Origin of the sequence: Bacillus cereus group sp. BfR-BA-01524 (genome assembly GCF_022662595.1) — a bacterium.
GTDB classification, from domain to species: Bacteria; Bacillota; Bacilli; order Bacillales; family Bacillaceae_G; genus Bacillus_A; species Bacillus_A thuringiensis_S.
In genome coordinates, this window is record NZ_JAKUDW010000070.1 from 1 (window position 1) to 20,513 (window position 20,513).

A 20,513-nucleotide genomic window follows, 5' to 3' on the forward strand; every position below is an offset into this window, starting at 1 on the left:
CCATCTGTTGTTGGATCTAGATAATACCATTTTCCATATACTTGAACCCAGCCAACTTTTTTTGCACCCTTTGGACCCTCTGCAGATGGATCTAAATAGAACCACTTCTCTCCGTCTTGGTACCAACCAGTTTTCATGGCGCCGCCTGCATTACCGTCTAAGTAATACCATTTGTCATTACTTAATACCCAGCCTGTTTTCTTCACACCATGATCATAGAAAAACCATGTGCCGTTTCCATCTTCAATCCAACCATTTTGTTGTGTTGCTTGTACATTTTGATTTGTTTCTGCTGCACCTATAATTGGTTGAAGACTCAATCCAAGAGTAGTTGCTAGAGTAATTGCCGCAATTTGTTTTTTCATTTTTTGTAATTCCCTTCAATTTTTTACAACAGTTTATTATACATTTTAATTTGTTAAATCTCAATATATAATTTAACAGATTTTAAAATTTTTGATTTTTAATTATCTATTTATTTTATGAATGAAATTAGATAAGCAATTTCTTGAAATAAAGTAGCATATTACTAAAAATAATCTCTCTCTTCAATTTTTTGTGGAACAAAATTATATTTAGGATGTGAAGTTATTCATAAATTTTCTATTGTGTAACTCAAAAGAAAAAGTCCTATAAAGTTATAAATATCAAGGGCTGTAGCGTTTGGCTTAGTTACACAAAATATAAGATATGGGTAACTGGTATTTATATGTAAATAGTTAAAGTGTATGATTAACATAGACTAATTTACAAAGGGGATGAGTATGTGAAGGGGAATGGCATGGAAGAAATTATGAGTGTAGCTGAAGAATTAGGTTTGGATAGTTTAGTTGATGTAGGAATGGATTTAATGCCGTATGTGAGTAATGTTAGAAATATGCTTAAATTTAAGAGGTTAGAAAGTAGAATGAAAGAACATAGTGAGCAACTTAAGGTTATTGGTCAATTGTCCAAAAGTAGCACTCTTGCAGCAGATTATATATCTGAAAGAATATTTCCGATCGTATTAGCTGATTTAATCGAAGAACATGAAGATGCAAAAATAAGTTTACTGTTAAATGGGTTTGAAAATGTTTTTATTAATGAGAATAAAAATGAGAGTATAGTAATCAATTACTACGATACATTACGTAATCTCAGATATGAAGATATAATGAGATTTTATTATCTTATGAGGATAAATGATACCTATAACAACCCACATATCCTTAGTGAAGAGGCTGCCTTTATATTGAGTATTGATAAAAAGTTAGAGAGATACGAGCTAGTTAGAAGAATACATAGGAAGACAGCGCAAAATGGAGAACCTATAATGGTTGAACCTACTTATGTTGAAAATACAGCTTTTGGTTTAAGATTCCTTTCATTCATATCATTGAATGAAGAAAAAGTGGCAGAGTAGTGACCGCTTTTTGGCAGAAAAAGTGCCGGTTGTTTTGGAATCAACGTGATATATTTGTATTGTGAGAAGTGGCGGAAAACACGACTCATAAAGATTTCTTTATAATCTCTATGTCTAAACGGTTTCATAATGACGGCACATAAAATCCGAAACCAGCAGATGGTACTGATTGAATGTTACTGTCATTAGGGAGAGCTTTTGCTCTTCTTCCAGTTACTTAATAATGTGCAAACAGATTTTTGTAACAACATTATGTGATTGGAAGAAGGGTGAAACTTCATTTACCGTATTCATGGTAATAAAATAAACTTTTGTGAAAGAGCAACTGATACACGGTTGCTCTTTTTATTAAATTTTGCTCAAATCAATATAGTAACCTGAGCAAAATATTCTATGAATCTTTATTGTTTTTATTTTCAATATTAAATGTATTTATAAACCCTAAAAAATATTGAATTAGAATAGCCAAAAATGTTAAATCAAGAAATTTACATGTGATAATGTGTACTACTTGAAGAACTCTAGATAAAGTGTGCTCATTAAGAAATCGCACGTAGTATAGGATATTATCAGAATTTATAGGTAATGCAAAATGGATAAGGAAACTAAAATATGAAAATTCCCAAAAGTTTTTTTCAGACATTGCCTCACCATAAAAACTAAATGTGAACATATAGAGCGCTCCAAAAACTATATCAGGTAATATTAATATGGTAAAGAGGGCAATGCAAAGCTGTAAACTGAATATTAACCGTTCGAATTTATTTGTTATATTCTTTGGATCTTTAATATGTTTATAAAAATAAAATATTATCTCGAATAGAGAAAATAGGAATATAGAAATTATATAGAAGATTAGTAAGTAAGATATTTTTTCACTGTATTTTGTTGCTAAAAAAGAAAAAAAAGCAATCTTGTGGTTGGATATTATCACCATAAATGATGTGAAACAAATTAGTGAAAGAAAAAAAGCAAGTAATCGATAGACTGGAATTATCAAATATAAACCCAAACTATTAATTAAAGATCCCATAGTAAACCCATAATATGAAAATAATATTGAGAGAAATAGAATGAAAATTAAAAAGAAAATTGGATAAGCATGTGCAAAAATAAAAGCACAAGGTAACAAAAGACAGATAATAGCGTTCACATAATCTTTTAAAGAATATAAAGATTTATTCATAGTATTCACCTCCTAACCAAAAGAATTATAGCAAATAAATCTAGATAATACATATGTTTATTTGGATTTAATATTATATTTAGAAAACATCTGAAATCGTACAACAACGCATTGATACTCAAAAGTTAGAAAATACAGTAGCTATGCAAAACGAAATGAATGAAACTAAGAGAAACGTGAGAGGCACTTATTAGTATGTTGGATAAAACGATGGATGTATTCCTAGGGAGTGAGGATAATTGGATAACGTTTTAAACGGTAAGATTGCTGTACTTGGTCTTATACCTATCGATAAAAAAGCATATAACAAATATCTTAAACCTCATGAGAAATCATACAAGAAGGCTGGAATAGATGTAAAACAATTCAAGTATTATAAGCTGTATGGACAGAAGCAAATGCTGTATTCAATAGAATATCTTGAAAGAACTTCAATAAAAGAATTGCTGGAAAGAGATAGAGAGAAACAGCAACGTTTGGTAAAGACAGATGAAAGAATATAAAACCAAACAACAGAAGCGTAGGTTCTATGACAGTGGTGAGTGGAAGAGTATACGTGAACAAGTAAAGAAGCGTGACAACTATGAGTGTCAGGAATGCAAGCGCAATGGTCGTGTTCAAATAGACACAAATGAATACAGTGAGAGTGCGAAGCGTAAGAAGATTCAGCTCGTTGTCCATCATGTAAAAGAACTGGAACATCATCCAGAACTTGCATTAGAAATAGATAATTTAGAAACAGTATGTGTAAATTGCCATAATAAAGAACATGGAAGAGTTTACGAAAAGAAACAAAATAAATGGGAACATGATGAAAAGTGGTAAAAAAGATTCAGAAACAATCCCCCCCTTAAAAAAATTCATCAAAAAATGTTCTAAGGGGCACCGGAGGAGGGGGTTAACTGTCAGGTTTATTTCGATTTTACGCACGTAAGGGGGGGTGGGTAGATGGCTGTTAGTATTGTGAGGTTAAAAGAACAGCTCATGCATAGTATTGATATCACAGATTTAGTCGAAGTTGAAAAAGTAGAAAGATACATTGATCTAGTCAAAGCATTTAGAAAAATAAATAAAACCATTAATAAAGAAGGCGAATCTGTAACAGTAAAAAATGGTTCTCAAGTTTTTGTTAAAGCCCACCCTCTTATAAGTGAGAGGAATAAAATTAATAGTTCTTTAATTGCATTAGGGAGAGATATAAAATTTGTTGTTAAGAATACTATCCCTGATACAGGTTATAGCAAAAGTGATCTTACATGATTAAGCAAAAGTATGTGGAAGAATATAATGAACTTTATCGAAGTGGGAAAGTAAAATTCAATAAAGAAAGAGAACTGTTAATTAAATATCTAGAAAAATATGTTTTAAATAGAGACGATTTGTATTTTGATGATGAAATGATTGAGGATTGTATCAACTTCGGTGAGAAGTGGTATTTTCCTTTGCAGCCATTTCAAAAATTCTTAATAGCATTCGTCTTTTTATTTTATAAGAAAAACGGGCGTGTATTTTATAGGAAATTCCTGTGGATGTTAGGACGAGGTGGCGGTAAAAACGGTTTAATGTCTGTTGTAATCCACTTTTTAATAAGTGAATTACATGGTATTCCTGAGTATAACATTTCTGTTGTTGCGAATAGTGAAGAGCAAGCAAAAACAAGTCCAGACGAAGTAAAGAAAACTGTTCGTAGGAATGAAGTATTAAAAAAAGCTTTTAAAGCAACCGAATCACAGACCACCTCAAAGGCTACTGGAAGTGTATTAAAGTTTAGGACTTCAAACGGAGACACAAAAGACGGACTTCGTGATGGAGCTGTTCTGTTTGATGAAATTCACCAATACGAAAGTAATAAAGATGTCCGTGTTCATATTAGTGGTTTGGGAAAAAAGAAAAATCCACGTGAGTTTTACATTGGTACAGATGGATATGTACGAGATGGCTTTTTAGATAGGTTAAAAGAAAAGGCAATGAAAGTTTTAAATGGTGAATCTCGTCCAAATGCGGTGTTTCCTTTTATTTGTAAACTGAATGATGAAACAGAAGTTGATGATCTTGATAATTGGGAGCTTGCGAATCCCATGTTATCAAAGCCTTTAAGTGAGTATGCAGAAGGGTTACTTGAAACAATTAAGGAAGAATATGAAGATTTAGAAGACGACCCGAGTAATAGAGAAGAGTTCATGACAAAGCGTATGAACTTACCTGTTACTAATTTAGAACGCTCTGTTGCAAAATGGTCAGAAATTCTTGCTACAAATCGTTCATTTCCTGATTTATATGCTCAAGAATGCATAGGGGCATTAGACTTTGCAAGTATTCGAGACTTTGCAGCATGTGGTCTTTTATTTAGACAAAATGGTGAATACATTTTTAAAACTCATTCCTTTGTTCGAAAAGAATTTGTTGATATCTATTACGGATATTCTAAAAAAGCGGGTGAATTTAAAAAGCAGAAATTTGCTCCTATAAAAGATTGGGAAGAGCAAGGTTTACTAACGGTTGTGGATGAACCGACTATTAATCCACAGCATATTGTTGATTGGTTTGTAGAAATGCGAGAACAATATGGGGTTAAAAAGATTATAGCTGATAATTTCAGAATGGAAGCAATAAGACCTTTATTAATAGCGGAAGGGTTTGAAATAGAAGTAATACGAAACCCAAAAGCAATTCATAGTTTATTAGCTCCACGTATTGAAATGGCATTTGCAAATAAACAAATTATTTTTGATGATAATCCGCTAATGCGTTGGTATACGCAAAATGTGTTGGTTGTTATCAAAGGTGATGGAAATAAAATATATGAAAAGAAAGAACCTGTACGTAGAAAAACAGATGGGTTTCAGTGTTTTGTCCATGCTCTTTATCGTGCGGATGAGATACAAGAAGCAACTGATTTTGTTATAGGTAACATTAAATTCTAATAAAGGGGGGTGATAACCATTGGATGGTTAGGTTCAGTATTTAAAAGAAATAAAGAACTAGAATTTATGCTAGATCTGGATTTGATTGCTGATACAGCAAATAGGCTTCACATGAAACGATTAGCACTTGATACATGCGTATCTTTTCTAGGAAGAACGATTAGTCAATCAGAATTCAGGGTAAGAAACGGTAAAACATTTGAGAAGAATGAGCTTTATTATCGACTAAACGTTAGACCGAATAAGAATATGACCGCAAGTACCTTCTGGGAAAGATTTATTCGTAAACTTATTTATGATAATGAATGCTTAGTCATACAAGCTGATGATGGTGATTTACTTATTGCCGAGGGATTTCAGCATAACGAATATGCTGTATATGAAGATGCTTTCACAGATGTAACAGTAAAAGATTACACGTTTAAGAGAAGTTTTAAACAAAGCGAAGTAATTCACTTAAAGTATCGAAATGATAAAATATCTCCACTTATCGATGGATTATTTGCGGATTACGGAGATTTATTTGGTAGGATATTAAACTCACAGAAGCGTAAAAATCAAGTTCGTGGCACGGTTGATATGGATATGATTGGTGCTAAAACAGAAGAACAAATAGCGAAGTTACAAGAGTTTATAGACAACATGTATAAGTCGATTGGCTCAAAAGATATAGCTATTGTCCCACAACAAAAGGGTATTAATTATAACGAGATATACAACGGTGTTGCGAATGGCCCAAGTGTGGAAGAAATCAATAAAGTAACAAATGGTTTCTTAAATCAAGTAGCTATGGCATTTGGTATTCCAACAGCTCTGATATATGGGGAAATGGCTGATGTAGAAAAGCAAACGAAAAATTATATGCTTTTTACAGTACGGCCATTATTAAAAAAGCTATCTGATGAAGCGAACGTTAAATTTTTTGAAATGAGTGAATATCTTTTGGGACGAAGAATTGAGGTTAAGGCTGTCTCCTATCAAAGTATATTTGATCTTGCGACAAGTATTGATAAACTCATTTCTTCAAGTGCATTTACAGGAAATGAAATTCGATCAGAAGTAGATTATGAAGATTCTGATGATCCAAACCTAAATATCCACCATATTACGAAGAACTATACAAAATTAAATGAATCTGAAGGAGGGGGGAAAGAAAATGACGGTGAAAATTGACGTGAAAGGACCAATTATTTCTAATGATGAAGCTTGGATTTATGATTGGTTTGAAATGGATGCTACAAGCCCAAGTAAGATTTCAAAAGAACTTGAAAATGCAAATGGCGAGGAATTAGTTGTATCAATAAATAGTCCTGGTGGTTATGTAAATGAAGGTTCAGAGATTTACACGGCATTAAAAAATTATCCTGGTCATGTAGAAGTTCAAATTGTTGGTTTAGCAGCAAGTGCAGCATCATTTATTGCAATGGCTGCCGATAAAGTCCGCATTTCTCCAACAGCACAAATCATGATTCACAATGCTTCTATGTGGAATGGTGGGGATCATCGTGATATGGAAAAGGCTGCCGAGATGTTGAAAACAACAGATCGAGCAATTGTAAACGCCTATGTCATTAAAAGTGGTAAATCAGAAGAAGAACTACTTAATATGATGGGTGAAGAAACTTGGATGGGTCCACAACAAGCATTAGAAAATAACTTTGTGGATGAAATCATGTTCATGGAGAATCCAGTTAAAATGACAGCTTCAGTTTCTACTACTGCCATGCTTCCACAGAAGGTGATCGATGGTTTTAGAAATGGAACAATTAACAAAAGCCAAGGGATTACAAAAGAAGATTTAAATGCAGCATTATCAGGACTGAAAAACGAGATCCTGAATAATTTACAAGCGAATACAAATCTAAAAGAGCCTATTCTAGAGCCTGTTAATACAAAACAGAATTTGGGTACGCTCTTTTTAAATTTAGGAGGAAAATAAAATATGGTGATTAAATTTAATAATTTTGAAGAGAAGAAATTAGCATTTGCGAAAGCCACACAGGAAGGTACAGCTGAAGAACAATCGGCAGCATTAAATTCTATGATTGAAGCACTTGCTACAGATGTACGAGCAGATATTTTAAATCAAGTGAATGAATCAATGGTAGATCGTTCTATTATGCAGTCTCGTGGTGCTAATGTATTAACAAGTGAAGAAATGAAGTTCTTTAATGCAGTAGTTGAAGAAGGTGGATTTAAATCTACTGAAACTTTACCTAAAACAACGCAAGAACGTATTTTTGATGATTTAGTTGAAAATCATCCTTTCTTACAACATATTGGTTTAGAAAATTTAGGGGCTGTAACAGAATTTATTTATGGAGATCCAGAGGGTGCAGCTGTATGGGGACCGTTATTTGATGGGATTAAAGGTCAATTAAATGCTACATTCCGTAAAGATAGCATTTCCCAACTTAAATTAACAGCGTTTATTCCATTAGCAAATGACATGTTAAAACTTGGGCCAGTATGGGTAGAACGATATGTTCGCACAATGATTACAGAAGCGATGACAGTGGGATTAGAACGCGGATTTGTAGCTGGTACAGGTAAAAATGAGCCTATCGGTTTATTAAAAGATCCAAGTGGAAGTGTTACGAATGGAGTATATCCAGATAAAAAACCAGTTGGGACTTTAACGTTTGAACCAGGTCGTAAAACAATTAATGAATTAAAAGGTGTAGTTAAATTACTAGCTAAAAAATTAAACGCTGATGGTTCAGATGCAGATAGACCGAAAAATATTGCTGGAAAAGTAGTCATGGTAACAAACCCATTTGATACTTTTGATATTCAAGCAAACGCGACAATTCAAAATGCAGCTGGAGTATATGTGACAAGCTTGCCATTTAATCCAATCCCTACGGAATCGGTGTTTGTACCACAAGGGAAAGTATTATTCTTTGTTAAAGGTCAGTATGTTGCAGCGATGGGTGGCGCAGAGCCTATTAAAAAGTTCGAAGAAACTCTAGCATTAGAAGACGCAACAGTTTATATTGCTAAACAATTTGCTACAGGTAAGCCAAAAGATAAATATGCTTCTCAAGTTTATACATTGAAGATTGAAGAAATGCCAACTCCACCAGCACAAGGATGATGTGAATGGATACAGTAATTTCAAATGAAATATTACAGCAATTTAAAAATAGGATGCACTTGGGTGATGATGAAGATGATAACCTAAAGCGCATCCTATTTGCATCCACCAAAGCTTTAATAAAAGATTGTGGAGCATATGACATAAACGAAGATGAGACGTTCAAAGAATTAGTTTTTGAGCGTTCTCGTTATGTTTATAATGATGCGCTCGAGTATTTTTCTAAGAATTTTTTAACCGAGATTAATAGTTTCGGTATTGCAAAAGCTTTAGAAGAAATAAAGTTGGACGGTGATTAATATGCGTCCTTTTCAGTATAAAAAGCCACTAAATACAGGTGATTGTAGGAATCGAATTATTATTGAGCAATCTGTAGTAATAAAAGATGAATTAAATCAACCAATTGAAACAGATTGGAAGGAAGTTAAAAAAGCCTGGTCGATGATAAAAACGGTAAAAGGTTCTGAGTATATTGAAGCTTCCGTTTCACAAGCTACTCGGGTTTATCGGTTTGTTATCCCTTATACATCGGGTATTACAGAAGAAATGCGGATTAAAATGAAGAATCGTATCTTTGATATTATTGAGCCACCAATGAATGATGATGAAATGTATCAAACATTGACTATTATCGCAAAGGAGCATACTTAATATGAATGATTTTGCGAGTGAGGTTGCTAGAGAATTACAAAGGTATGCGAATGTTGTGGAAGAAGAACTAATAGCTGCACAAGAAGAAGTAGCTGATGTTGCTGTTGATAAACTAAAGGAAAATAGCCCTAAAAAAACTGGTGCTTATCGTAAAGGATGGCGTAAGAAAAAAGATGGTAAGAATATTACTATTTATAATACAAAGGGGCAATTGACACATCTTTTAGAAAAAGGTCATGCTAAAGCTGAGGGTGGTCGAGTTCCAGCTCAAGTACACATCAGTCCAGTTGAAGATTATATAATTGATGAATTGCCGAGACGGATTGAAGGGGTGGTTCAACAATGACATTAGGTGAATTAACAAAAATCCTTGAAGCTACAGGCTATCCTGTGGCTTATTCGCATTTTACAGCAACGCCAGGTAATTCAGTTCCAGCACCACCTTATATTTGTTTTCTTGTGGATGGATCAGCAAACTTAATGGCGGATAACAAGGTGTATCACAAGATAAATGATTTAAACATTGAACTTTACACGGTTAGAAAAGATTTAGCTGCTGAAGCAAAACTTGAAAAATTCCTAGACGATTGTGAAATTCCTTATGAATCGTATGGGACTTTTATTGAATCTGAAAAAATGTATCAAAAAACATATGAATCGAGGTTGATATAAATGAATGAAAACAAAGTTATTTTTGGTCTAAAGAAAGTACACTATAGCGTGATTACTGAAGGCGCAACAGGAAAAATCACATATGGTACAGTTGGGAAATTACCTGGTGCTGTCGAAATGAAGATGGACCCGAAAGGTGAACAATCAGATTTTTGGGCTGACGATAGCAACTATTACGCTGATTCTAGCAACCAAGGGTACGAAGGTACATTAAATATCGCTAAGGTTACTGAGGCATTTAGAGTTGATGTATTAGGAGAAATCTTAGATGAAGATGATCAAGTTCTTTCAGAAGTTTCGAATGCAAAGATTAAGAGAATTGCTCTTATGTTTGAATTTGATGGAGATGTAAAAGCGACACGTCATGTACTTTATAATGTATCAGTTTCTCGTCCTGGTTTTGGTTCTTCCACAAAGAGTGATAAAACAGAGCCTAATACAACTGAATTGAAATTTATTGCATCACAGCATCCGGAAACACTTAAAGTGAAATCCTCTACAAAGACAACGACACCGGCTGGTATTTATGATGCATGGTATACGAAAGTATATGAGAAAGTCGTGGGGGCGTAACTAGATGGAAAAAACAATTGTAATCGATGAAAAATCAGTTCTTTTGAAAAGTACCGCTGGCACAGCTATTCGTTATAAGGCGCAATTCAGACGTGATATGTTTGCGGACATTCTGAGTTTAGGGGTACTTTCTTCATACATTTCAGCTGATGGTGATCAAAGTAATATTGACCTTTCACAGGTTGATTTAAGTAAATTAGATTTCGAAGTTATTTATAACTTAGTATGGGCATTTGCAAAAACAGCAAATAAAGAAGTTCAAGACCCATTAACATGGCTGGATACATTCGGAGAATTTCCGATTGCAGAAATTATTACTGAAATTCAGGACTTAATTAAAAGTACTGTTCAGTCAAAAAAAAAATAACAGAAGATGAACAAGGGCAAGGACGTAACGATGGGAAAGGTAGTTTTTCCGTTGATACATTCCTTGCTCTTTGTTATTCATGCAAACTCTCTAAAGAAGATTTAGAAGATATGACAATAGGTGATTGCTTGGATTATATCGATGAGTATGTTGAATTACGAAATCCGAAGAAAGAACAAGAAAATACAAGAACAGCTACACAAGATGACTTTAACAATTTCTAAGCAAGTGAGGTGATAACATGGCAGGAAGAATTAAAGGAATAACGATAGAAATTGGTGGAGAAACTACTGGTCTTCAAAATGCCTTGAAGGATGTCAATAAACGAAGTGGCGAACTATCTAAAGAGCTAAAAGATATTGAACGGCTTTTAAAATTCAATCCAGGTAACGTGGAAGCTTTAGCGCAAAAACAACAATTGCTTACTCAACAAATTGAGAATACAACGAAAAAATTAGATAGCTTAAAGGCTGCTCAACAACAAGTTCAAGCACAATTTGAAAGTGGTGCGATTAATGAAGAACAATATCGAGCGTTTAGGCGTGAAATTGAATTTACAGAAGGGCAACTTAATGGATTCAAAAACAGTCTTGTAGGATTAAAGGCTGAGCAAGAAAAAGCAGCAAGTTCAACAAGACAATTAGAGACTTTATTTAGTGCCACAGGAAAAATTGTTGATGATTTTGCGGATGCATTAGGGAATCGTCTTGTGAATGCAATTAAAAATGGTACGGCATCAAGTAGGCAATTAGAACAGGCTATTGAGATAATCGGAAGGGAAGCTCTAGGGACTGAAGCTGATATTGAGAAGCTACAACAGGCACTCCGTTCTGTTGATGATGGTAATTCTATTCAAAACATTAGGAGTGATTTAAACCAGCTCTCTCAAGATGCCAATCAAACAGGTGAAAGTGTTAAAGAATTAGGTATTGAGTTAGAAAACGTATTAAGCGGAATCGTTGCTGGTGGTGGAATTCAAGAAGTCATTGGACAGGCCCTAGACATGTCAGAATTAAAAACAAAAATTGATATTACCTTTGACGTTCCAGAATCATCAAAGAGATCTGTGGAGGATGCAGTCAGAACTGTTACAGCATATGGCGGTGACGCAGAGGAAGCATTGGAAGGTGTCCGAAGACAATGGTCATTAAATAAAGATGCATCTGATGCTACCAATATGGCAATAGTACAAGGTGCAGCAACAATTGCTAGTTCTTATTCGCAGATTGATTTTACAGAATTAATACAAGAAACCAATGAAATTGGTAGTGAATTAAACATTTCTAATGAAGAAGCATTAGGGCTAGTTAATTCCCTTTTAAAAATAGGGTTCCCACCAGAGCAACTTGATATTATCGCTGAATATGGTGCGCAGTTAAGACGAGTTGGTTATACGGCACAAGAAGTACAAAGTATTATGGCAAGTGCAGCAAAGGAAAAATCATGGAATATCGATAATTTATTGGATGGTCTTAAAGAAGGACGCGTTAGATCTGTTGAAATGAGCCGAGGATTAAAAACCTCTATGAAAGATGCCATTCGAGATGTTGTAGATGATACTGAAAAAATGTCTGATGAACAAATTTCAGCAATGCAAAAAGGATTTGCTAAACAAGAATCTGCACTTGCAAACTCATTTAGTAATCAAGAAAAGGCGCTTTCCAAAAGCCATAGTCAAAGACAGAATGCATTAGCTAAAAGTCTTGACACTGAATACAATGCGGTTTCTAAAAGTTACGATAATCAACAAAAGAGTTTAGAGAAAAAGCTCAGCGCTCAATATGATGCGGCTTCAAAAAAATACGATAGACAACAAAAAGCGCTTGAAAAGTCCCTTGAAGCAGAAGTTAAGGCGTTTGAGAAGTCATCTGAACAGAAAATAAAACTCATCGATAAAGAATATATGGAACGCATGAAGTTGATTGATGAGGAAAAATACAATCGTCTTAAAGCAATTGATGATCAAATCGGCTATCTAGATTCCAAAACAGCGGCTGAAGATAAATATATAAAAGATCGTGAAAATGCTGAAAAACGTGCTGATTTAAAGATAAAAATAAGTAAAGCTAAAAATGAAGAAGAACGTCAGGCGGCAATCAAAGCGTTACAAGAACTTGAAGAAAAAATGCGCTTGGATAAAATACGTGAAGAACGCAAAAGTCAAATTGATAGATTAAAAGAAGAAAAAGACGGTATTAAAGAAGCATCTGACGCAAAGAAAGAAGCGCTAAAGTCAGAAATTGATAGTCGTAAAGAACAAGTTAAAGAGCAAATAAACAATGAAAAGGAAGCTCTGAAAGAACGACAACAAGAACAAAAAGAAGCTTTCCAGCAAAGTAAACAAGAAAACTTAAAGGCTATTAGTGAATCAAATAAAGCGCAACTCGATTCATTAAGAGAAGTAAATCAAGCGAACTTATCAGCTTTAAAAGAAAGTCATAATAGCCGAAAACAAGCGCTAAGTGAGCGTTTAAGTGATGAAATGGACGCTGTTCGCGAATCACATAGGTCCGAATTAGAATCTTTTAAAGAAATGAATGCACAGAAATTAGAACTTGCGAAAAACCCGCCGGATAGCGCAACAGTACAAGAAATATTTGCTCAATTAGAAGGCTGGGGCAAAGCGGTTGCGAAAGGTGGAGAAGAAGGCAAACAAGCATTTGTGGATATGGTTAAATGGTTAGATCAAATCCAGGATGCTGATTTGAAAGAAGCAATTGGTGTAGAACTTTTTGGAACAATGTGGGAAGACCAAGGACAAAAAATCATAAATACAATTTTACAAACCGAACAAAAACAAGCTGATTTGAAACAAGGCATTGATGATTTACAACAATCCATAAGTAAGACGGACGCATCACCAATGGTCAAGTTGAAAGAAGCGATGAACGATTTAAAAGAAGCTCTTGAACCAGTCTTACTTACAGTAGCGGAAATGGTTTCTAAAATCGCAGAATTTATTTCGGCTCATCCAGTGTTAGCGGCAGCTATTACAGCAATAACAGTTGCAATGGGTATACTTGTTGGTATTTGCGCAGCTCTCGCCCCAGTAATATTCTTAGCCACATCAGGTGCTATAACTTTTGCGGGTGTTATGGCTGTTTTAACAAGCCCGATTACTTTAGTAGTTGCGGCTATTGCAGGATTAATTGCTATTTGGGTTTTATTCGGTGATAAAATCATGGCCATATACAACGAATATTTCAAGCCGACGATAGATCAAATAGTATCTATAATCACTGAAACATTGCAACCCGTATTTGATAAAGGATTCACAATCATAAAAGATATTGTTAAAGATGCATTTGATATTATCAAACGTGTTTGGGAAGAAATACTATCACCTGTTTTTTCAAAAATTTCATCATTTATAGAAAATGTCCTGTTACCAGCTTTTAAATTTGTATTTAGTGCTATTGGTAGTGTTGTATCAGATGCATTTGATGGGATCAAAGTTGTGTGGGATACGGTTTTAAAGCCAATTTTAAATGGGATTATCGATTTCATTTCTGGTGTTTTTTCAGGAGACTGGGACAAAGCTTGGAAAGGAATTGTGAAAATTTTTGATGGAGTTTTCAATGGAATAGAACTCGCAGCGAAAGCGCCAATAAATGCCGTTATTTCAATGATTAATGCATTGATCGAGGGTATTAACAGTATAGATATGCCTGATTGGGTGCCGTTTGTCGGTGGTGGGAAAACTCATATCCCTACAATTCCAATGTTAGCGACAGGTGGACATGTTTTCGGGGATGGATCGTTTATTGCTGGTGAAGCTGGTCCGGAATTATTTACTAAGAGAGGTAATCGTGTATCTGTTACGCCTTTATCTTCAAATGAAAAATCACTTGGCATTACAGGCACTATGAGTAGATTAATTGGTGATATGAGTTATTCGATGGCTAGTTCTATGAAAGAGTTATCGGGCTTAAAAAGTGTCATGAGCAATGTGTATGGCAGTATGGCTAATAGTACAGAAGCGATGAGTAGAAATGCTAGTCAAAGAACTTTGGATGGCAATTCTTCAAACTCAAGTGGGAATATTTCATATAATTTCGAAAGAATGTTTGAAGGTGCTACATTCCCTATTCGTGAAGAAGCTGACATTAAAAAGTTAGCAGTAGAACTAGGAAAATACATTAAGACGTCAGGAAGAAGGGTGGGGCAATCATGAGTTTAACAATAGACGGTAAATCGTTAAATCAATTAGGGGTAGCGCTTTTACCAGGATTCCAACATCCAGCCGCACCACCAATTCGTGATTATACAGTATCTATTCCTGGGCGCCCTGGTGCTTATTATTTCGGTTCTGATATTGACCCGTTACAGTTTAATTTACCATTAATCATTAAACCACAAGAAGATAGACATAAATTAGCGGTAGCTATCAGAAAAATGGTAGCTGCTTTTATTGATCCTTATGGCAAACCGAAAGAAGTGAAATTGATTTATGATTATGAGCCTGATAAATATTATCTCGTTCGATACAGTGGTTCGATTCCAATTGATCGTTATTTTAGAATGGGCAAGTTTGAATTACCTTTAACCGCTTATGATCCACACGCTTATTCTATTTTGGAAAGTACAAAGGGAATCAAATGGGGTGACCGTATTCCTTGGATGTCTCAAATACCTATTGGTCTTGGAAGAACATCCTATACAATTACCAGCCCGCAAACTTTATCAATTAATAATTACGGGTCGCTTGTTGTAAGACCAACAATAGAGATATCAGGTAGTGCAACTTCATTAACTCTCACTATAAAGGGTGAGAGTTTTTCTATTGGAACTTTTGCAAATTCAACAATTTTAATAGATGCAGAAAGATATGCAGCAATAAAAAACGGTCAGAATTTCTTATTCCAACTACAGGGGAATTTAGAAAAGTTAGAGTTTATGACAGGCGCTAATGCAATACAAATAGGCGGTTCTAACCTAAATATCAACATTGCATTCAAATACCGCGCTAAATATATATAAGGTGGTGACGTAAATGGCTGATGCGCCTAAATTAAATGGTAATGAATTTCTTGATGAAAGTTATTGGAAAATAAATCAAACTATAGAAAACGCGAATGTGGCACTTAATCAAACCATTAAAAATACAGCAGATATTGTTAAGACGGAAATCTCTATTTTAAATTTAAATCAATTCGATGTAGTGAGTAATAACCTCATAAATAAAAAAGCTCTCAGTCTGGGGGGATACTTCAATGAAAATGGTGTATGGGTAAATAACGCAGCCTTTGCCGTTTCGAATTATGTTGCTATGGTTGAAGGACAAAGTTATTCAAGTAAAGTAGATAAAGTGATTACTTACTATGATAAAGATTATAAATTTTTAGGTGGTCGCCCTCCTGGATTAGGGAAAACTATCACAATACCGGTAGGAAGTGGGATAGCGTACGCTATATTTACATTTGATATAAGTGATAGTACACCACAAGTCAATAACGGAAAAATTCTATTAACTTATGATGATTATGCAGTCAAACAGAAAAGTTTGAAGGTTGTACAGGGAAATATTGAGACCCCTTCCGCCTTGCCAAATATGATCTTAACGCCTTCCGAAAATTTATTTGATAAAACGAAGGCCATATTTGGTTATTACGATAGCAATGGTGCTTTTATTAATGACTCGGGTTGGATGACTTCTGATTTTATTGAGGTTATTGAAGGTGAAACTTATACACAACTATCATCTGGTTATCGTTCATGTTGGGATAGCAATAAACAATTCGTTCAAACGATACAAGGTAATCCGCCTTTCGTTATCCCCACAGGGAAAGGGATAAGGTATATTCGTATTATCACTCAGATTGGAAGGTTAGATACAGAAATGTTCGTGAAGGGTAGTGTATACCCATCCCAATATATCCCGTTCGAAAAATATAGTTTTGATCCTAATATTTATAACATCAATCCTACATTAAAGAAATCTAAAATCGATGGACTTACATGGAACGCATATGGAGATAGCATTACAGATAACTTCCGGTCAGATAACTATGTTGCTTTAATTTCTAAATCACATGGTGTTATACCAAGAAATTACGGTTTAAGTGGAAGGACTATTGCATCACGTCCTGCACAAGACCTTCAATATCCACCAGCTGTAACAGATTACGTAAATATGAATAACAATGCAGATATTATTACGGTATTTTGTGGAACAAATGATTACGGGAACCAACTCACATTAGGGACGATTAATAGTACCGTAAAAACAGAATTCTATGGAGCTCTTAATATACTAGCATTGGGGTTAATTGAGAAATTCCCTGGTAAGAAGATCGCTTTTATTACTCCTATGCAAAGACGTGGACCTTCATTAGCTGTTCCTTTGTCTACCTATGTGAACGCCGTCAAAGAGATTGGGATAAAATACGGAATTCCAGTTCTCGATTTATACAACAACTGCGGTCTTTATCCTAATTCGGATCTGATTAATAATACGTTTTTCAGTAATTCTGATGGGTTACACCCTAATGATAAAGGTTATAAGGTGATTGCTCCTAGAATTGCAATGTTTTTAGAAGCATTGTAAAAGGCTACATTGATAAGTCTGAGAAATTCACGCATACTTAAGCTATATGTTTTACGTAAAATAAGGGGAGATGTATGCATGAATCAATTTGAAGAAACTTTTCATAAATCCATTCGTATGCGAGGTGGTCGATACAATTTAGAGGGTGGAAATCTTACAGTTATACTAGAAGAAATAAAAGAAATGGGTAATAGTTTGATTGAAGAAATTAGAGAAATGCGTCCACATTTTCCTTCGACACATATTGATTTTATAAATAATCCAACATTTAATGCTTGTGCTTTTAAGCAAGAGGATATGTACTTTATTGGAATTAATATAGGAGTAGTTCAAGTGTTAGAAAAACTATTCAACTACATTATGGCACACCCAAATCTGATGGTTGGGATAGGTGATGCTAGTCACGAGCTAGAACAAGACATAGGTTCTAGCCTTATTGTGACAAATCATGATTACTTGAGGTTGTTTTCTAACTATGATACAGAAATAAGTTCTCCTGTCAATGAGGAAAGACGAAGCTTTGCAAAAACATTATGTGCATATGCTTTGGAATTTCTTATACTACACGAATATGGACATATAGTTAGTGGCCATGTTGACTACTTTCAAAATAAAAGAAGTTCTTCTTTTATCTTTGAACTTAATTCTCGAGAAAAAAGCGGATTATTTATGCAAACATTAGAAATGGATGCTGATAGTTATGCAACAACACGGTGTGCTCAAAGAATGATTTATATTCATACTCAATTAAAAGGTTTTTATAATAAGTTAGGAGTGCCTTCAATAAGTTTTAGAGAGTATTTTAAACAAAGGTACTATTCAATATATTTTGTATTTAGACTTTTTGGAGAAGTAGACTATGATCTAAGCGCTTTAGAAGAAAATAGTCATCCTGCATCAGGTTTTAGACAGTATTTTCTTTTGTTAGTACTACATTCTGCATTTGTAGCAGAAGGACAAGAAGAATTAATTACTGAAACGGAATTAATTGAAGTTTTAAAGGAAGTTGCAACTGAGTGCGAACAAGCATTAAAAACAATATCTGAGAAGATTTTCACTCCTGCTCCGATACGCATAGTAGCTACGCCGGAAGGGAATTCACACATTATCAAAATTATGGAGAATTGGAAGAATGTAAGACCGTTACTAGAGCCTTATAGTATGGCTACACTACCTCCAATTGAAAACTGGAATGTTGAGAACTAAAGTTTTATAAGATATATATTAACTGGCTTGAAAGGAGAATAAGTTATGTGGATTGTAATTATACAGGACTCATATTCCCCGAATGTATTTTATTTTAATGATTATAGTGAGGCCAAAAGAAACTATAATGAACAAAGTTTAATAGGCGTTGCATGTGCTTTAGCTGAATGTAAGGAATCTAATTTTATTTAAAATAAGGATTTAAGAGGGACAATTGTCTCTCTTTTTATTTTGAAAGGAGAGTTTTTCTTTTAAATGCACCAAATGTAGTCATAACAATATTGAAAAAGATATTGAGTTTATTAATACAACGTGTGGTGCAGAGTGCGGATACGAGGGGCATAAATATAACTTAACTTGTGGTGCATTTTTGAATGAAATGTATAGTGGTACTAGTTGGGGAGGGGTTTGCAGAGAAGAAGTTGCAGAAGAAATTCATGATGATCTATTTACTGATGCGCAGGACATAAAAGAATCAAGTAGCAAAAATACAACATTAAAATCTTATGGAGACAGCATTACAATTTTCGGAGGTACTTCTAATTTTAGATAATAAAAGTAGCTAATAACTTGAAACATATAAGAGTTTACGATATTAACATGAATTTACTATCTATTTTGGAGAATGCATATAATGTTGCTTACATCATGATGCATATAAAGTGTTTGCTCCTAGAATTGCCGCGTTTTAGAAACACTTTAATATCAGGTAGTGTTATGCTAGTCTAAAAGAAAGCAATGGTTATAGGAGGAAAGTATGACATCTATAGTTAATTTCATAAAAACAACTCCGAGGTGGAAGAGGATTCTAGCATTATTCATTCTAGCATCCTTGTTTTGTATTGTATTTATATATAAAATTTCGGAAAGTAAAGAGCCTCTTCGTGAATTAGCACAAGAGCACGAGCTGTTAATAGGTACAGCAATAAATACTCCATCTTTTCTGGAAGATGCAACGTATAAAGAGGTTGTGAACAGAGAATTCAATGTAGTCACTTTAGAAAACGAATTGAAATTCAAAAATGTGCATCCTCAAATAGATAAGTATGATTTCTCGGCGCCTAATCGACTTATAGATTTCGCGATAGAAAATAATCAAAAGGTAAGAGGACACACTTTAGTCTGGTCTTATGCCCTTCCTGATTGGATAACAAAAGGAAATTTATCGAAAGAACAGCTTAGGGGAATCTTAAAAAATCATATCCAAACTGTGGTTAGTCAATATAAAGGTAAAGTGTATGCATGGGATGTTGTAAATGAAGTTTTTAATGAAGATGGTACATTGCAGGATAATATTTGGCTAAGAAACATTGGCCCAGAATATATAGAGTTAGCATTTCGATGGGCTCACGAGGCAGATCCATCTGCTCTTTTATTTTATAACGACAATGGAAATGACGAATTAAATAAGAAATCTGACGCTATATACAATCTTTTTAAAGATTATAAGAAACGTGATGTTCCGATACACGGGATAGGCTTCCAAATGCATAAGAGTATAGATAAACCTATCAAGTACGAAGAAATTTCCAAGAATATGGAACGATTATCTAGCGTAGGTTTAAAAGTTGAAATAACGGAAATGGATGTTCAGATTCGAAATAGAACTGAATCATTGGAGAAATCTTTAGAAAAACAAGCAAAGATATATGAAGACACTTTAAATATTTGTCTATCAAATAAAAATTGTAATGCATTTATAATGTGGGGATTTACAGATAAATATACTTGGGTTCGAAATTATACAGGAAAAGATGATTATCCGTTAATTTTTGATGATGCATACAAACCAAAACAAGCATATAATGCAATACGAGATACACTTTCAAGATGAGATTTACTTTGAGTGGTATCTGATTTTTCTATTAACATACACTTTTAAAATAAA

The 20,513-nt window shown here is 34.2% G+C and carries 20 protein-coding genes and 1 pseudogene; 20 read left to right on the forward strand and 1 reads right to left on the reverse strand.

What is annotated here, in order from left to right:
• Positions 1-365, reverse strand: a pseudogene (locus MR170_RS21660) (NlpC/P60 family protein); the annotation flags it as partial.
• 416 nt (positions 366-781) lie between these two features.
• Here MR170_RS21660 and MR170_RS21665 point away from each other — a divergent pair.
• From MR170_RS21665 to MR170_RS21760, 20 genes are all read left to right on the forward strand, one after another.
• The gene (locus tag MR170_RS21665; RefSeq protein ID WP_242309217.1) at positions 782-1,402 is read left to right on the forward strand and encodes a hypothetical protein; all 621 of its coding nucleotides are present in this window, start codon (positions 782-784) and stop codon (positions 1,400-1,402) included.
• A 1,425-nt stretch (positions 1,403-2,827) separates the two neighbouring features.
• Entirely contained in the window at positions 2,828-3,091 is a 264-nt protein-coding gene (locus MR170_RS21670) for a hydrolase (protein ID WP_088867769.1), read from the forward strand.
• Positions 3,078-3,413 (forward strand): HNH endonuclease, encoded by a 336-nt coding sequence (locus tag MR170_RS21675; RefSeq protein ID WP_242309219.1) that lies wholly within the window; start codon positions 3,078-3,080, stop codon positions 3,411-3,413. Before MR170_RS21670 ends, MR170_RS21675 begins: the two co-directional genes overlap by 14 nt.
• A 123-nt stretch (positions 3,414-3,536) precedes the next feature.
• The gene (locus MR170_RS21680; RefSeq protein ID WP_064472427.1) at positions 3,537-3,848 is read left to right on the forward strand and encodes a P27 family phage terminase small subunit; all 312 of its coding nucleotides are present in this window, start codon (positions 3,537-3,539) and stop codon (positions 3,846-3,848) included.
• Positions 3,845-5,512 carry a terminase TerL endonuclease subunit gene (locus MR170_RS21685; protein WP_242309220.1) on the forward strand — a complete coding sequence of 556 codons (1,668 nt, stop codon included), beginning with the start codon at positions 3,845-3,847 and terminating at the stop codon, positions 5,510-5,512. The genes MR170_RS21680 and MR170_RS21685 overlap by 4 nt, the downstream gene beginning before the upstream one ends.
• Positions 5,513-5,521: 9 nt before the next feature.
• The gene (locus MR170_RS21690) at positions 5,522-6,685 is read left to right on the forward strand and encodes a phage portal protein (protein WP_242309222.1); all 1,164 of its coding nucleotides are present in this window, start codon (positions 5,522-5,524) and stop codon (positions 6,683-6,685) included.
• Positions 6,669-7,451: a head maturation protease, ClpP-related gene (locus MR170_RS21695; RefSeq protein ID WP_242309224.1), complete on the forward strand. Its 783-nt coding sequence runs from the start codon at positions 6,669-6,671 to the stop codon at positions 7,449-7,451. Before MR170_RS21690 ends, MR170_RS21695 begins: the two co-directional genes overlap by 17 nt.
• 3 nt (positions 7,452-7,454) lie before the next feature.
• Positions 7,455-8,609, forward strand: coding sequence for a phage major capsid protein (locus MR170_RS21700; RefSeq protein ID WP_242309226.1), 1,155 nt, complete (start codon positions 7,455-7,457; stop codon positions 8,607-8,609).
• A gap of 5 nt (positions 8,610-8,614) precedes the next feature.
• Entirely contained in the window at positions 8,615-8,908 is a 294-nt protein-coding gene (locus MR170_RS21705) for a hypothetical protein (RefSeq protein ID WP_242309228.1), read from the forward strand.
• A 1-nt stretch (position 8,909) separates the two neighbouring features.
• A complete protein-coding gene (locus tag MR170_RS21710; protein ID WP_098292744.1) occupies positions 8,910-9,260 on the forward strand; it encodes a phage head closure protein in 351 nt (116 codons plus the stop codon).
• A gap of 1 nt (position 9,261) precedes the next feature.
• On the forward strand, positions 9,262-9,606 hold the full coding sequence (locus MR170_RS21715) for an HK97 gp10 family phage protein (protein ID WP_242309230.1): 345 nt from the start codon (positions 9,262-9,264) through the stop codon (positions 9,604-9,606).
• Positions 9,603-9,932: a hypothetical protein gene (locus tag MR170_RS21720; RefSeq protein WP_242309232.1), complete on the forward strand. Its 330-nt coding sequence runs from the start codon at positions 9,603-9,605 to the stop codon at positions 9,930-9,932. The genes MR170_RS21715 and MR170_RS21720 overlap by 4 nt, the downstream gene beginning before the upstream one ends.
• Positions 9,933-10,505, forward strand: coding sequence for a major tail protein (locus tag MR170_RS21725; protein WP_242309234.1), 573 nt, complete (start codon positions 9,933-9,935; stop codon positions 10,503-10,505).
• A gap of 4 nt (positions 10,506-10,509) precedes the next feature.
• Complete coding sequence (locus MR170_RS21730) at positions 10,510-10,872, forward strand: hypothetical protein (RefSeq protein ID WP_242309235.1); 363 nt, start codon at positions 10,510-10,512, stop codon at positions 10,870-10,872.
• A gap of 241 nt (positions 10,873-11,113) precedes the next feature.
• The gene (locus MR170_RS21735) at positions 11,114-15,046 is read left to right on the forward strand and encodes a tape measure protein (RefSeq protein ID WP_242309237.1); all 3,933 of its coding nucleotides are present in this window, start codon (positions 11,114-11,116) and stop codon (positions 15,044-15,046) included.
• Positions 15,043-15,852, forward strand: a complete 810-nt coding sequence (locus MR170_RS21740; RefSeq protein WP_242309239.1) for a phage tail domain-containing protein — start codon at positions 15,043-15,045, stop codon at positions 15,850-15,852. Before MR170_RS21735 ends, MR170_RS21740 begins: the two co-directional genes overlap by 4 nt.
• 13 nt (positions 15,853-15,865) lie before the next feature.
• Positions 15,866-17,419, forward strand: coding sequence for an SGNH/GDSL hydrolase family protein (locus MR170_RS21745; RefSeq protein WP_242309240.1), 1,554 nt, complete (start codon positions 15,866-15,868; stop codon positions 17,417-17,419).
• A gap of 78 nt (positions 17,420-17,497) precedes the next feature.
• On the forward strand, positions 17,498-18,625 hold the full coding sequence (locus MR170_RS21750; RefSeq protein WP_242309242.1) for a hypothetical protein: 1,128 nt from the start codon (positions 17,498-17,500) through the stop codon (positions 18,623-18,625).
• 370 nt (positions 18,626-18,995) lie between these two features.
• Positions 18,996-19,178 (forward strand): hypothetical protein, encoded by a 183-nt coding sequence (locus MR170_RS21755; protein WP_242309244.1) that lies wholly within the window; start codon positions 18,996-18,998, stop codon positions 19,176-19,178.
• A 204-nt stretch (positions 19,179-19,382) separates the two neighbouring features.
• On the forward strand, positions 19,383-20,459 hold the full coding sequence (locus tag MR170_RS21760) for an endo-1,4-beta-xylanase (RefSeq protein WP_242309245.1): 1,077 nt from the start codon (positions 19,383-19,385) through the stop codon (positions 20,457-20,459).
• Positions 20,460-20,513 lie beyond the last annotated feature (54 nt).

Bases quoted from the DNA above. Each gene is read 5' to 3' on its own strand.
- MR170_RS21750 (WP_242309242.1), top strand. From the start codon at position 17,498: ATGAATCAATTTGAAGAAACTTTTCATAAATCCATTCGTATGCGAGGT.
- MR170_RS21715 (WP_242309230.1), top strand. From the start codon at position 9,262: ATGAATGATTTTGCGAGTGAGGTTGCTAGAGAATTACAAAGGTATGCG.
- MR170_RS21720 (WP_242309232.1), top strand. From the start codon at position 9,603: ATGACATTAGGTGAATTAACAAAAATCCTTGAAGCTACAGGCTATCCT.
- MR170_RS21665 (WP_242309217.1), top strand. From the start codon at position 782: ATGGAAGAAATTATGAGTGTAGCTGAAGAATTAGGTTTGGATAGTTTA.
- MR170_RS21680 (WP_064472427.1), top strand. From the start codon at position 3,537: ATGGCTGTTAGTATTGTGAGGTTAAAAGAACAGCTCATGCATAGTATT.
- MR170_RS21760 (WP_242309245.1), top strand. From the start codon at position 19,383: ATGACATCTATAGTTAATTTCATAAAAACAACTCCGAGGTGGAAGAGG.
- MR170_RS21745 (WP_242309240.1), top strand. From the start codon at position 15,866: ATGGCTGATGCGCCTAAATTAAATGGTAATGAATTTCTTGATGAAAGT.
- MR170_RS21695 (WP_242309224.1), top strand. From the start codon at position 6,669: ATGACGGTGAAAATTGACGTGAAAGGACCAATTATTTCTAATGATGAA.
- MR170_RS21700 (WP_242309226.1), top strand. From the start codon at position 7,455: ATGGTGATTAAATTTAATAATTTTGAAGAGAAGAAATTAGCATTTGCG.
- MR170_RS21730 (WP_242309235.1), top strand. From the start codon at position 10,510: ATGGAAAAAACAATTGTAATCGATGAAAAATCAGTTCTTTTGAAAAGT.
- MR170_RS21710 (WP_098292744.1), top strand. From the start codon at position 8,910: ATGCGTCCTTTTCAGTATAAAAAGCCACTAAATACAGGTGATTGTAGG.
- MR170_RS21675 (WP_242309219.1), top strand. From the start codon at position 3,078: ATGAAAGAATATAAAACCAAACAACAGAAGCGTAGGTTCTATGACAGT.
- MR170_RS21740 (WP_242309239.1), top strand. From the start codon at position 15,043: ATGAGTTTAACAATAGACGGTAAATCGTTAAATCAATTAGGGGTAGCG.
- MR170_RS21705 (WP_242309228.1), top strand. From the start codon at position 8,615: ATGGATACAGTAATTTCAAATGAAATATTACAGCAATTTAAAAATAGG.
- MR170_RS21735 (WP_242309237.1), top strand. From the start codon at position 11,114: ATGGCAGGAAGAATTAAAGGAATAACGATAGAAATTGGTGGAGAAACT.
- MR170_RS21685 (WP_242309220.1), top strand. From the start codon at position 3,845: ATGATTAAGCAAAAGTATGTGGAAGAATATAATGAACTTTATCGAAGT.
- MR170_RS21725 (WP_242309234.1), top strand. From the start codon at position 9,933: ATGAATGAAAACAAAGTTATTTTTGGTCTAAAGAAAGTACACTATAGC.